Genomic DNA, 13,266 nt, shown 5'->3' with positions numbered 1-13,266 from the left:
GATTCACCAATACTTCAGGCAACTCTGTACACGACCCGCGACGTAAGCCCTTCACAGCAACCTCACAGAATGATAGGAACGGGGACATGACCGACACTGAAGACCGACATCCTTCGAAACCTAGACGCGTGTGGTGGGTGATCGGCCCGTTGCTGATCCTGGTAGCAGTAGCCGCCGGGTTCGGTGGGGCGTGGGCCTTGAAACCATCCGACATACAGTCGGCCCCCAGCGTCGAATACTGGGAGACGCCGGCGGGTAGACAGTCAATGGAAACCCAAGCCCGGACAGCCATCGTCAACCTGGTAGTCCGTAAGCACGGCACGGTATCCAACTTCAGCCAACCTAAGTACCGACCCCTCGTGGTCATCATGTCCGCTGAGGTAACCCTCAACGGGAACACGGGCCGTATGTGGTTCAAATCGTCGTTCGGATCAGGCTCCGAATCGGTGATGGTTCTCGGAGACCCGGAAGTCGGACTAACAGAAGATGACTTGTAAGACACGAAAAAGCCCCGTAGCGCGATGCTACGGGGCTTTCTGTGTTTCTGGGGTGTTAGGAGCCGTGAGCGGCATCGTAGGCTTCCAGGATGTCACCAGCGACCTTACCGCGGTCAGAGATACCCCGGTCCTTGAACTTCTCTTGCTTCCGGGCCCACTCACGAACCGCTGCAAGAGCTTCGGAGGAACGGCCGGAACCCTGGCCGCTTGGCTTCCCACCAGGCTTCGGTCCACGAGCGGGTGAGCGCCGACCGGCTCCAACCCCGAACATGTACATCTCATCCTCACTGGGCTTACGAGCCTTCTCGATGAGAGGTGCGATCATCTTCGTGTACTTGTCCCGGTTCTTCAACCCGAGATCGATGACGTACGCCTCTCCATCCCACATGAACGGCAGTGGTCCACCACCCAACTCCGGGTCAATGGGCTCGTCTGAGAGATCATCTACGTAGATTACCTTCTTGGCCATAGCCGGAGGATAACACGGGTTACTCAGAAGGCGGTACAGGCTTAGGGTTGGCAGTCCAACTAGCCTGATCCAGTAGTTGACCCCACTGTTTTACTATGGTTGTACCGGTGGGAATCACCGCGACAAGGCCGCGTACACCGGACTCGGGTTGATGTCCGAGTAGACGAAGGCCGGGGAGATCTGGCAAGAAGGGGGCTGTACCCGGTACGTTGACAAGATACGTGTCCACAATCACCGATAGGGTCTCTCCCAGGGAATCGGTTACCGTGTAGTCGTTCGAACCGCTGCTAGTCCAGATGAACCAGTACACCCCGGTATCCTCTGAAAATTGCGCCGAGTGGATGACCGACCCCGTTGGAAGATTCATCGTGACCCAATCCCCGGTAATCCAGGATTCATGGATCTCCATCCGTCCGCCAATTTGGGTTCGATTGAGGCCAAGCAAGGAATGTTCTCCTATTGATAGTAGAGATATGTGTTAGCTGCACCTGTGGCAACAGTCCACGCGTACAAACCAGACGGGTTTGTCACGTACATAGCGATCTTGTCGCTAGGGGCCAGGGTGACTGTGGTTGTGGTCGGGAACGTTGCAATGCTTCCACCCGCGACCACTGTTGCAGACATCAGAACTTCAGTGCCGTTCCTGCGAACCTGGAACGTAGGGTTATGACCAGACGGAGCCGATCCCGTGATGACCGCCCCGGCTTTAAGAGTAACCGTTGCCGAACCGTTGGAGTTCAACGCGTTTGACACAATCTGAGTATCCGGGAAGCCGGAACGCACATCCCACCCCGTGACAATGATTGCGGTGCTGGTGTTAATCGGGACCGTGAACGTAGAGCTGGACTTGTCCATGCCCATGTTCGAGAACGCGGACCAGAGGTCCACTGCGCCAAGGCTGATCTTCTGGATACCGGTAGAGCCGAGAGACGCTTTCAAGAGCGGCGTAGTGCCGAGACTCATACCAGCCATCTATGCAGTCCTGAAGTAGAGCGTGTTCGCATCCTTGGTTCCGATAGCCGTGTACTCGGCTTCGGTACCGACCCACACCGTGAGAGTCCTCGCACCGTTCTTGTCAGCGCCTTGGGTGTATCCAGTCGCGAGCTTCGAGAGAGCGATTCCGGCACCAGCAGGGATCTTCACGTTCGTCACCGAGGAATCCAGCGGTGTGCGCTGGTCACTCAGACGAGCGTCGTTACCCGCGGCTACAGTGCCGGACGTAGTACCAACCATGGCGTTGACTCGGGTAGTGACCCGAGCATCCGTGTAGTACTTGTTCGAACTGCCTTCTGGCACAGAGTCCGTCGAACCAGGCGAAGGACTGATCTCGACGTACGCGGTACCCGACCACCGGTAAATCCTCCCGGTGTCGATAGCAATGAAGATCTTGCCAGTCTCACCAGTACCCGGGAACCCGGCTAGGTTCGCGTACTCCAGAACGTCATCCACGTACGAAGGCAGATACGCCGCAGGGATCAACGAGCTAGCGTCCAGCGGAGCATAGCCATTGGCCGCGCCGCGGTTCGCAGTCGATTCCTTAGCGTTCAGCGACGTCTGAAGGTTGGTGACCTCCGAGATCGGATGCGTGTGCGCTGAGGGCGCGAACGTGGACGGCTTATTGGTCAAACCTGACCAGTCAGTTGTTCCGGGATCACCTTTCGGTCCCTGGGTTCCCTGAATGCCTTGGTCACCCTTGGGACCTTGAATACCGGTATCGCCCTTCGGGCCTTGGAACGGGGTGCCGTTCGCCTCAGTAGGCCATGCGGTACCGCTCCAGCGGTAGAGCTTCCCGCCGGCTAGCCACACCGCTCCGGCTGCACCGCCGGACGCGGGGAGATCCGCGTACGTAGGTACTTGTCCATCGATGTACAAGCCTTCGCCCTGAGGGCCGGTAGGCCCGGTATTGCCAGTGTCGCCCTTCGGGCCTTGGACTCCCTGGATACCCTGAATGCCTTGGTCTCCGGTATCGCCTTTAGGTCCGGTCGGGCCAGTAGGCCCAGCTGGGCCGGGAGACGGAACGATAATGCCGCCTTGAACCGGCGGCGGGGAGCCAATACCCGGAATACCCGGGCCGGAACCGACTAGTTCACTCATCCGCGTGGAGCCTGCCTTTTCACGTTACCGACAATCAGCACCTTCTCTGTAGTCGGTGTAGTAGTCGTGTCCTTCAGGATCAATTCGTATGCGGTGCGATCCGGCATAGCGTCCGATACCTCTGACTCGACACGAATCGAAGCCCGAGATCCCGAGATGACGTAATTCCACTTCGTTCCGCCAACCCATGCACCGCCGGGTCCGTCCTTGAACTGGTAATACAGTTGACGGCCCGAGGGCCACGGTTGTGGGGGAGTACCAGCGCCATCCGGGCACCAGTCATAAAACCATTCGAAATCGTCACAGACGATCAGCTCTAGTGGCTCTTCTTTAGCCCTACGGCCAGCCATATGAAAATCCTTTGATTAGAACGCGGTCTTGATCCGAATGTCATCCCAAGAACCGGAGCCCGGCTTGACTCGGGCACCCGCGTAAGTCTGGGTGGCAGGGACAGAACCGTTCATGTGGCCCATGACAACGATCCGTCCGTCTATCTCGACCCATGCCGCTTCGCCGTTAGCGCATAGCGCTACCTTCATGCCGCCAGTAACCGTGTACGCGCGATAGTTGAAGTCGAAAAAGGTTGGGTTGGTGAGACCGCCCGAGAACCGGGATAGGTAAATACCGCCGTTGTAGAAGTTGGCTACCAGACCTTCGGAACCGTCCGACTTCGCACGACAGACTAGGGAGCAATCTGCAGAGCTGCTAGGGCTCTGAATGATTCCTTCAACACGGTGTGCACCGTGGGTTACCCCGGTGTCTCGGAGGATTCCGGCAGAGTTACTGCCGGTAGACCCGAGCCAAGCATTAGAGACAATTCCCGCGTTGCCGTACGTAGTCCATCCGTTACCGACCGAGCCGTTCGCTCGGTTGAAGTCATCGTAGAAAGCTTCTCGCGTCCACTGGATCTTGGTTTGAAGATCCGACTTCTTGTCATACAACATGAAGTTATGGATGTATGCCTGGTTAGTGGTCTGGTTCAAAATGTTGAGAGCCCGGCGGTTCGGACCCGCCGCGTATTGCTCCGGTAACCAGTACTGGAATACGAACGTGTCGTTGATGAATACCCGCACTAGCCGGTCTTCGTCAAGCCACAACCGGACACGGTACCAAGAGTTGTCTTGAAGGCCGCCCATCTTGGCGGTTTGTGCGAGTGTCTGAATATCTGCCAGGGAGTGATACACGATAACCCGAATATCGTTGGTGTTAACCACGGCCCCCGGGTCACGCCAGATAGCAACCATCGGAACTTCGATCAGATCGGAGAATCCGACCTTGGTCCATGACGAAGATATCGCCATTGCGAAAATCTGCTGTTGGATAACGTTGCCATCGATCTTTAGATCGAACTCGACACCCCACGACGGGGTGAACGCCATCTTTTCGTATGACACTCCGCCGACTTGAAACGGGGTCTCCAAGGCATCCGCAATCACCATCGTGTTGCTTTGCAGAGACACGGTTCGGTTCGAGTTGACCCGCTTCCACGGAGGCAGGATAGCGGGCTCATCCGGGCGATTGTAGTAACCGTCTAGGTCATGCCATCCGGCCCAAGTCCAGGGAAGGTTACGGCGCAGGAGGAACATCGTTCACCAGGCCGCTAATAGTTGCGTCCGAGTGAGAGACCAGCGTCGAACGCATTTGCTCAAGAACCATGCGGTTACCGCGTAGTCCACGCGTATCCGCCGGATCTAGCAGCGTACGCAAAGGCTCGGGATCATGATTGAATCGGTAAATCGCTTCATCGATCCGAGTCACTGCCTGATCACCTGGAGTGAGGTCAAAGAGACCTTCAAGCGTCTCGACTCCGAACGCCTTAGCCCATAGCGATTCTTGATACGTCTCTAGTCGAACTTCCTCCATACCCCTACCTTCACCGTAGCGAGTCTCGAAGAACTTCATTACTCCATCACTCCAAACAACAGAACTTGAAAAACGGTGGGTGGCACAGAGCCGGTTACGGATGTCACGTTGATGAACACTCGCTCTCGTGACGACATGAAGAACTCAACAGGCCAATTGGCTCGGGTGACATTCGCAGGGAGTGTGTACGAGCCGAGTACCGATGCTGTGGTTCCGGTGGCGTTCCACTTCTTCAGATCGAAGGTCAGCCCGTTAGGTTGCTCCAGTAGAGCAACATGCATATCTGTGATCTTGCGAGTCATTCCACCAGGAACGTTCTGGCAGAGACCGATCAAGAGCTCATTCACGCCTAGTAGTACTTCAGCGGAAGCTACGATAAATTCGGCTTCCCAGTAGGAAGCTCGGGCAGAAGCGCTAGCCGCTGTGGACTCAGCCGTAGCCGCTGTGTTTACTGCGGCTTGAGATTGGGTTACTGCTGTGTCGGCTGAGCCGGCCGCAGAGACAGCAATAGAGTAAGTAGTCTCGAGCTTCTCCCGGACATTCGTCCGGTGCTGGTTCTGGGCGTTGACCCACGAGACTTTTGCACCGCTGCCAACAATCGCCATCATCTGGTCAGGATTACTCGGCAGATCTTGACCGAACGTACTGCCTAGCTGGTATGCGCCATCGGGTCTAGGGCCTACCGGGTAACTCATTACAAGCTCTCTTCCGGGTGCACACGCCGAACGAGTGCACGAACTTCAGTCTCGAAGTCACGGAAGTCCCGGTTCTCTGCCCGGAGCTCCCGCACCTCTGTACGAAGCTCCGCATTGTCTTGCCGGTTCTCTTGACGCATTTCACGGATCTCGTTGTGAATCGCGTCCATGTCTTCACGAAGGTTCGTCTTGTGGGTGTTCTTCACCTGGTCTTTTACTTCGGCAAGGTCTTGCCCATGCTTGCGCTTGAGCCATGTCACCCAACCGGCGACAATGGCCATGAACACTGGAGACAAGACCTGAAGGGCTAGCACGTAATCGCTAACCCCGTCAGGTAGCGGGTTCAAGCCGGGTTACCCCCGAACCTGGAACGCACCAATGGTCTTGTCTACCGCGTCGGCTAGTCCATCCGCAGCGTCTTCAATCAGGGGCTCGTTCTTGACGAGCCACACAGAGATAGGCGTAAGAGCCGCCAGAATCCCCGCTACGACGCTAGAAATGTTCTCCGGGATGATTCCTTGCATACTCATCAAGAAAGCGCCTAGAGACAACACGGAACCGATTACGGCAACAACCGACTTGTAGTACGGACGGATATTCATTACTTACCCCGCTTCAGATCCCGGGTGCCGGGAATGCCGTTCTTCTCTCCGATAGCGCTCAGCAGGTCATAAGCCGACCGGTTACCACCTTGCTCGAAACCATCGAACCGGGCTGGATTACCGTCAGCCACAGCGCCACCAACACCAGCTCCGCCGATCTGGTCCAGGAGCGCGATTACAACTCGCTCCAGCCGATCGAGCCGGTTACGTAGCTCGTCATTCATGTCTGTTTCCTTTGTGGAATACGCGTATCCCTTCGGAGGGATAAGCGTTGCTAGCTGGTCAAAACTGATCCAGTACCCGTAAGGTCGGAAACCAGAATCAGCAACCCACACAGCGCGAGCGCCGGGGTTGTCGTCATAGCCCATAAGAGCGATGTAGTGATAAACGTCGCCTCCGCCATACGCGGGGGACTGAGAGCCCTTCACGCCTTGCGGGTAGTTCGATGGTGGGGCAACGATGTTGGCGATGACGCCGTAACCGGCGTCGATCGAATCAACCAGGTTCCGCCAGAACGATTCTTTCTCTACACGGGTAGGTGGATCATTCGGCATCGATACCGCGGTGTAGTCACCTCCGGTGTACTGGTTCAGGACCGGAGCGATAAGCCCGATGTGGTCCGTGCCGTTCACGGTCGTACCGATCTGGTCGGCTAGGTCCTGCTCATTCAGGAACACGCCGCGGTTGTTCAGAACCACTTGTGTTGAGGCAGGGCCACACCAGTAATAGGTTTCCTGGGGGACAATCGACCGGTCGTAGTCGAGAACTTTTTCACCCACTGGGGTACTTCCTGGATTATCGGGGCCGGCGGTCAGCCGGTCATAGATCTGTTGTGCTTCCGGCATCCGCTCGTCATACCGAGACGGATACGCGGATTGCTGTACCTGCTGGGCGTACCAGCCGGGAGAGTTATGGCCGTTGTAGTCCAGCCGGGCCAGAGCCTCATAGAACATTCCGGCGGATCGAGCCGGGTCCATGCGGTCAGCCGCGGTGCCCCACCATTGGGGACGTTGCTGAAACAACCCCGAAGACTCGTAGTCGTACGACAACGCTTCATGCGGATACTGAAGAGTTTCCGGATCGTTCTCGTTGGCGTACATGATCAGGTCCGACTCAACGAGCGCTGTTGCCAGCGCTATAACCTGCCCGCGCGGGGTGATGAATCGTCTTCGTCCTTCATCGATAATCCGGAGGGCGTAATCGTCTTTAGACACCGGGCCACTTCCTTATAATCTGGTCACGTTGCTTCCCGGTCATCTCGGCAGCGATCACACGCCGGCGCTCCGCTGGTCTAGCCGCCATCAAGTAACCGTTCACCGTGGATGGAGAATGATCCGCGGGCTCGAACAAGTCCCCGGACTCTTCCTCCGCGAACTCGTGTTCTCGGTACGCCGGAACACGGTCACCGAGCATTCCCGCGTGATACAGCCGTTCAGCGATCACGGCTTGTTCGTGAGGGGTGTAATCCAGCGGATCGGGGATCATCACTGGTTCAGGGTCCGGGTCATCGATGTCTACGACGTGAGCCGCACCATTGAGGTAGTGCTGCTGACCCCTGTACGGCATCCGGAGCTTCTTGGTTTGTAGCTCGGGGTGATGCCTTAGGCCGAAGCCCCAGAGAATCTCTGAAAGCTCTCCGCGGGCTTCCTCAGACAAGATGATCGGGGTACTTCCCGCGAACGGGATATACCCTAGGAAACATTGAAAGATCTTATTAGGGTCCGGCTCCTCACCTTCCGGGGGTTGACAATCTTCGTAGGTGGGGAACCGGGACATACTAGATCGCTCCTAGGTCGCTAAGGATAGATAGAATTTCTTCGAACTGTGCCCACGCCTCTGCTATCGGGTCTTCTGGTTCGGACTCTCCGATAGTGATCGCCCACGTAGGCGATTCGGTGCGGGACCATGAAAGGGTTATCTCGGATACCCGGTCCACGAAGATCTTGCCGTGAGGCATACCGAGAATTACTGAACCGACGCGGTCACCCAAAAAGAAGTGACCGTGGCCGCGCTGTCCGACAACCCAACCGCACGCACCATCTGGGATAGTGAGTTTATGCCGGGTGGTTTCCCTGGTAGCCCAGAGACCGGCACGCATAGCGAGAAGCCATGCGATCGTGTATCCGGTATCGGCCCCATCGGCTTTCTTCTCGTGGAAGTGAAAACCTTTAGTTGAGAGACGTGTAGCTCTTACCGGAGATTTCCATTTTCCGAAGGCCATGAAAACGTCCGTGTAGAACATTTTCGCGATAGCATCGAATATTCCGCCAAGAGCGGGTACACCAGGGATAGCGCTAGTCAAATCGCCTAGGGCCTGCACCGCAGCCGAAATCATTTCGTTGACGCCGGGCATTGAGTGCCCTCCGCCAACTACACTGGTATCAGTAGCAGGCTTCCAGCTGAACTCCGAGGACGAGATACCCGAATGCTCGGACTCGTAGAAGATGACACCCGGGCACTCCGGAAGAGTTCCCTTGTATCCCGGAGTGCTCAACTCCGGAGGGAAGTTCGGATCAGGCAGCGTACGCCGCGTATCGTTGATAACCCCATTAGGCTGATCAACAAAGAAGTCGGTAACAGCCTGAACCAGGCCCCCGAACATATCCCCACCGAACGAAGTACCGGTGTTGAATCCCGAATTATCGATCAGGTCCCATACGAGGCACCCGTTCATCAAGTCCGCGCCGGGCCACGGTGGTTCGTCCTCATCTTTGAGGTACCTGCGGCATTCCCAAGTCAGCTGGGCGTCAGCCACAACCTTCTTGGACGCGTCGTGTACGTACTTGAACCGGCCGTGGACAATGCCACCAACCGAGTTGTCCGGAGTCAGATCCGGTTTGACAACCTGAGTCCACGTACGCTGATCGAAGTTGAACCACTGTGACGCATCCAGTGGGTTATCAGGCAGTACCCAGATTGACGAATTCAGGCGAAGTAGGTTTACAAGTAGCGTTGTCTTCAGGCACCAGCGCGCCCTACCGAAAAGAACCCATAGCTTAGGAAACTGGACTTCCGGCGGTAGGAACGGGTTACTGTAAACGAGGATATGTTTTAGATGCTCGTAATCATGCTTGAACGTTACCCGGACGAACTTCTTGCCCTGCTCATCCTTGACAACCAAAAGTTCATCAATAGAGCCGGACCAGCGTGCACCGTCTTTATCGACAGTGATATGCACATTAGTTGTTTGACGTCCGTCAACATCCACAAGCCACTTGGACAAGTAGTAGTCAAGCGGCATTTCAATCTGTCCAACGCCAGCGTCATTGGCGAGGAACTGAAACTTAGCGTTGTATTCTTTCTTGACGTACCCGCGTAGATTCCAATCGCCATCAAAGAGGCGGACAAGCGGCGGCAGTAGCCGTCGTTCCTTCTCTTTGAGAATACGTTCGGTGATCTCAGCGAATACAGCGTCAAAGTCGATAGTCTCGACTGTTGCTGTAGCCATATGATCCCTTAATCAAGCCCGTACGGCCGCGACCAGTTACGCGGGCAACGAACCTGGACCCCCACACCCGCCGGTGCGTTCTTCACAGACACCGGTAGTTGCATCGGCTTCGTCTCGGGCGGAATCGGATACAAGAACCGCACTCCGCGCATACGCTGATAGATTTGCGTATCGATGTCCGAGACAACCTGATCCGCATGTTCATCGGTATCGACCCGGACGTGTTCACCCGCGATGAGCGCGGGCATCGTGATCTTGCGGGCCGCATGCGCGGATGCACGCTCGAAACGGTCATCACCCAGAGAGAAGTCCGGGAGCTTATACACCGCTCCCGGGTAAGCCTGAAGAACCCACTTCAACCACATCTCTGTATCGGTCGGGTTAGAGACGGTTACAAATCCGTCAGCCCAAGAACCATCGGTAGTGTCGGTGGTGCTGATCCAGGGGTCAGTTACATCGTCTTCCTGCCAGCGTGGCCAACCGGCCGTGCCCGAGTAGATGACATGCCCGTATTGGTCCTTGAATGGGTCTGTGTCGGGCGAAAAGTCTGGTGTCTTAGTGAGACGTAGCCGAAGGAACCGGCGGCCCCATTCTTCCGTCTCGCACCAGAGCTTGGAGTCTTTCTTGTAGCTCCAAGCTTTTCTAAAATCCGAATCGTTGCGTTGCCAAGACTGGTCGGAAGTATTGATAACCTCCGCACCTAGGATCACTTCTCGTTTGTGAACCCGGATACCACCGAAGTCAGCACCGATCTGGAATGCTTGAGAGTTCCAGATCGATTCAACCGGTTCATCATAAATTCCTTCCGGGTGAGTGCCGAGGTAAACACCTCGATCCCCGGCACCCACACCGTGAAGAATCCATGTATCTGTCGGGCTTCGCCATGACTCGAACTCGAATCTGAGTCCGCTAGGCAAAACTTTTATCTCCTTTGATACACCTTGGCCTGCCGCTTCTGTTCAACGCGGTACGCCTGCATCGCTGCAGGAACATCCGTGACGTTGAAAGTGACATTCGGCCTGGCATGAATCATTCGTTCGATCTCCGCTCGGGTCGGAGCATCCCCACCTTGAGCCGGCTGAAGGCTGGAACCTGCGAAGTCCCGAAGTTGCTTCGGAGAGTTGAAGATCGGCTCAGGAGAAGAACTCATGTTCACCGCGATGCCGCCGGGCGGCAGCCAACCTCCGGTGTCGTACACCTTCGCTTCAGCGGTCTTCTTAGCCCAATCAGGAACTTCCGCGTCTTTGTTGTAGCCAAGCTGACCGGAGAACGCGTTAGCGCCGAAGGTCCCGATATTCTGGATAGCTTGGATGACAGACGAAGCGGTGTTATCCGAAGACTTGTTGTCGCTCTGCTCAGAAGCCAGCGAAACCGCTTGATCGGCGACATTCCACCAGCCGGAACCCGAGATCTTGTCCGGTAGCTGAGACTTGAGACCATCGAATATTGCACCCGCGGTACTCGAAGCCCACGTGGTGAAGATGTCCTTGACACTCTTCGCCTTGCTCGAAGAACTCGATTCGTCCTTGTCCCGGGCTTCCTGAAGCGCGATATCCGCCTCAGCCTTCTCGGTGTCCGTCGAATCCGGGTTGTCGTATACTTCGTTCCGCTTCTTGTTAGCGGAATCAATAGCCGCTTGCTTCGAGATATGCGACTTCTCTTGATCGGAGTAATGCTTTGTCAGCTCTGGAGCTTGCGGAGCCACACGGGTTCCGCCTTCTAGCTCACCCTGGTGGTCTTTCTGCTCTTGCTTCTTGACAACCTTGTTCTGAGCCGTCTTGACATCGATATCCGCTTTACGCTTATCCGAGTCGGAGTACTTACCCTTTTCGTTGGCGTACACCTCGTCACGACGTTCCTGAGCTTGCGTAACCGCTTCCTGAAGAGACAAAAGTTCTGTCTCGTCTTCGTCCGTCCAAGTGATCATCGTTCCGCCGGTAGTCAGCGAATCAATGCCCTTGATCAGAGAGTTAGGCAAGTGGAACTTGAACGGGAACTGCGAATCCGAAGCACCCGCGCGACGTCCGCCGATACCCGAGGTACCGAGCGCACCGCCGGACTCCACGTTCATTCCGGCGATAGTTCCTGCCATGTGCTCTTCTGAGACACCAACCTGGAACCATGTATCAGAAGGGCCTAGACCCGGTTCAAGACCCGCAGTATCACCCGCGAGAATCGAATACGTGGTGTAAAGCCGCTTCGCGACCTTGCCGAAGCCCATAACGATCTGTTGCAGATACCCGATGAACCCGGAGCAGTCGAAGTTACTGAGACCGACTCCGGCCCATTCGTACTTGTGGCCTTCTGCGGCTTGCGCCGCACTGACCGCCTGCTGAATGCCGTACGGAGTACCGCCCTTGGCGAACCGTAGTCCGCCGGCCAGTGCCCGAGAGCGAAGGTTGTACATCGCACCTTGCCCACCGACCGCGTCAACCTCACGAGCGGTCCACACATGCTCACCATGCGAGAGAAGCGCAGGAATCGAGTCAGAGGTACCGGTGCCAGCACCGTTGATAGGTCCGCCGGTAGCGCGTTGCTCAGGGGCTCTGCCTCCGAGCGTTCCGCCGATGACGTTTCCACGCCCTTGCGGGAATTGCTCGGAATAGATGATGTTCGCGTGCTTGTCCGGGATCTTGATGTTGATCAGTTCCGCGAGCTTCGACAACGTAGTGTCAAGGCCCGGTGCCGTGAGCTTTACCTCACCCGGCTTGGCGTTGATCTCGTCTAGTTTTACACCAGCCTCATCCAGCGCCTTCTTGACCTCTGCGGACTTCGTCCAATCCAGCGGGATTTCTGCTGTGCCCGTATTAGCTCGGAGAAGCTCACGGATAACAGTGAGCTTCTGAGTGGTTTCACTGGCACCCTTCAGGCTTGCCGTGATCTCAATGTCTTTTTGAACAAGACCTTGGGCTTCAGCGATCTTCCGGATTCCATCGGCACCGAGACCCGTAGCCCTACCAAGCTCTTCATACTTCGTCCCAAGTTCAGCGAACATAGAGTCGACAGGGCCACCAGCTTCAGCGACCTTCAGCACCGAAGTACGGATATCGTCAAGCTGAGTCTTCAGCTTGTCACCGTTCTCGGTCTTCGTGGACAGCTTGCCGTTTTCGTCAAGCAGCCCTTCACCGAAGCCCTTGGTTTGATCCCAAGTCTCTTGCGTAGCCGCAGTGGTATCCCGAAGAGTCCGGTTGTACTGCTGCATCGCATTGTCGAGTTCGACCGGCTTACCGGAAAGAACGTCTAGCGTGTCCTTCATGGCCTTCAGGCGTTGATCAGCCGTAGACGACTCGTCAGCTAGGGTCTTGACAGCAGCCGAAAGCGTGCCGAATCCCGGAGTCGAGTTCTTCGCCTCGTTGGTGGCCTTCTGAATCTCGTCCCGGGTTCGCTTGATCGCGTCCAGAGCAGTACGGCCAGAGTCGCCGGTCTTTTCGAGACCGGCCACGAGGGCTTCATACTTAGGACCACCGGAAGCGATGACCGAACCAAGGTCGGACATCTCCAGTTTGGTATCACCCAGAACCTTGTTCAGCGCTTCTTGCTGTTCGATCGCAGTCTTACGGCTGGAGAAGTCTTTGAGGAACGCGCTGGAGATCGGGTC

At 56.3% G+C, this 13,266-nt stretch carries 12 protein-coding genes and 1 pseudogene; 1 reads left to right on the top strand and 12 read right to left on the bottom strand.

Features of this window, described 5'->3' with window-relative positions; genetic code table 11:
- Nucleotides 1–86 precede the first annotated feature (86 nt).
- On the top strand, nt 87–497 hold the full coding sequence (locus ACFXN1_RS50025) for a hypothetical protein (protein WP_379440599.1): 411 nt from the start codon (nt 87–89) through the stop codon (nt 495–497).
- A gap of 55 nt (nt 498–552) precedes the next feature.
- Here ACFXN1_RS50025 and ACFXN1_RS50020 read toward each other — a convergent pair whose 3' ends face one another.
- The 12 genes and pseudogenes from ACFXN1_RS50020 to ACFXN1_RS49965 form a co-directional block, all read right to left on the bottom strand.
- Nucleotides 553–966, bottom strand: coding sequence for an Lsr2 family protein (locus ACFXN1_RS50020; RefSeq protein ID WP_379440598.1), 414 nt, complete (start codon nt 964–966; stop codon nt 553–555).
- A gap of 456 nt (nt 967–1,422) precedes the next feature.
- Nucleotides 1,423–1,938, bottom strand: coding sequence for a hypothetical protein (locus tag ACFXN1_RS50015; protein WP_379440596.1), 516 nt, complete (start codon nt 1,936–1,938; stop codon nt 1,423–1,425).
- Nucleotides 1,939–2,838 carry a hypothetical protein gene (locus ACFXN1_RS50010; RefSeq protein ID WP_379440595.1) on the bottom strand — a complete coding sequence of 300 codons (900 nt, stop codon included), beginning with the start codon at nt 2,836–2,838 and terminating at the stop codon, nt 1,939–1,941.
- A gap of 587 nt (nt 2,839–3,425) precedes the next feature.
- Nucleotides 3,426–4,520 carry a hypothetical protein gene (locus tag ACFXN1_RS50005; protein WP_379440594.1) on the bottom strand — a complete coding sequence of 365 codons (1,095 nt, stop codon included), beginning with the start codon at nt 4,518–4,520 and terminating at the stop codon, nt 3,426–3,428.
- A 106-nt stretch (nt 4,521–4,626) separates the two neighbouring features.
- On the bottom strand, nt 4,627–4,962 hold the full coding sequence (locus ACFXN1_RS50000; protein WP_379440592.1) for a hypothetical protein: 336 nt from the start codon (nt 4,960–4,962) through the stop codon (nt 4,627–4,629).
- Entirely contained in the window at nt 4,962–5,531 is a 570-nt protein-coding gene (locus tag ACFXN1_RS49995; protein ID WP_379440591.1) for a hypothetical protein, read from the bottom strand. The genes ACFXN1_RS50000 and ACFXN1_RS49995 overlap by 1 nt, the downstream gene beginning before the upstream one ends.
- 86 nt (nt 5,532–5,617) lie before the next feature.
- Nucleotides 5,618–5,965, bottom strand: a complete 348-nt coding sequence (locus tag ACFXN1_RS49990) for a DUF2746 domain-containing protein (RefSeq protein ID WP_379440590.1) — start codon at nt 5,963–5,965, stop codon at nt 5,618–5,620.
- Between the two features lie 254 nt (nt 5,966–6,219).
- A complete protein-coding gene (locus ACFXN1_RS49985) occupies nt 6,220–7,434 on the bottom strand; it encodes a C39 family peptidase (RefSeq protein ID WP_379440589.1) in 1,215 nt (404 codons plus the stop codon).
- A complete protein-coding gene (locus ACFXN1_RS49980; RefSeq protein ID WP_379440587.1) occupies nt 7,427–7,996 on the bottom strand; it encodes a DUF2744 domain-containing protein in 570 nt (189 codons plus the stop codon). The genes ACFXN1_RS49985 and ACFXN1_RS49980 overlap by 8 nt, the downstream gene beginning before the upstream one ends.
- Before the next feature lies 1 nt (nt 7,997).
- A complete protein-coding gene (locus ACFXN1_RS49975) occupies nt 7,998–9,668 on the bottom strand; it encodes a phage tail protein (RefSeq protein ID WP_379440585.1) in 1,671 nt (556 codons plus the stop codon).
- 8 nt (nt 9,669–9,676) lie between these two features.
- Nucleotides 9,677–10,516 carry a phage tail protein gene (locus tag ACFXN1_RS49970; RefSeq protein ID WP_379440584.1) on the bottom strand — a complete coding sequence of 280 codons (840 nt, stop codon included), beginning with the start codon at nt 10,514–10,516 and terminating at the stop codon, nt 9,677–9,679.
- A gap of 74 nt (nt 10,517–10,590) precedes the next feature.
- Nucleotides 10,591–13,266: pseudogene (locus ACFXN1_RS49965) on the bottom strand (hypothetical protein); the annotation flags it as partial.

Origin of the sequence: Nocardia sp. NPDC059154, assembly GCF_042755705.1 — a bacterium.
In the GTDB taxonomy this organism is placed as follows: domain Bacteria; phylum Actinomycetota; class Actinomycetes; order Mycobacteriales; family Mycobacteriaceae; genus Nocardia.
Note: the sequence above shows the minus strand (reverse complement) of the source record. Positions and strands in the feature narration are given on the sequence as shown.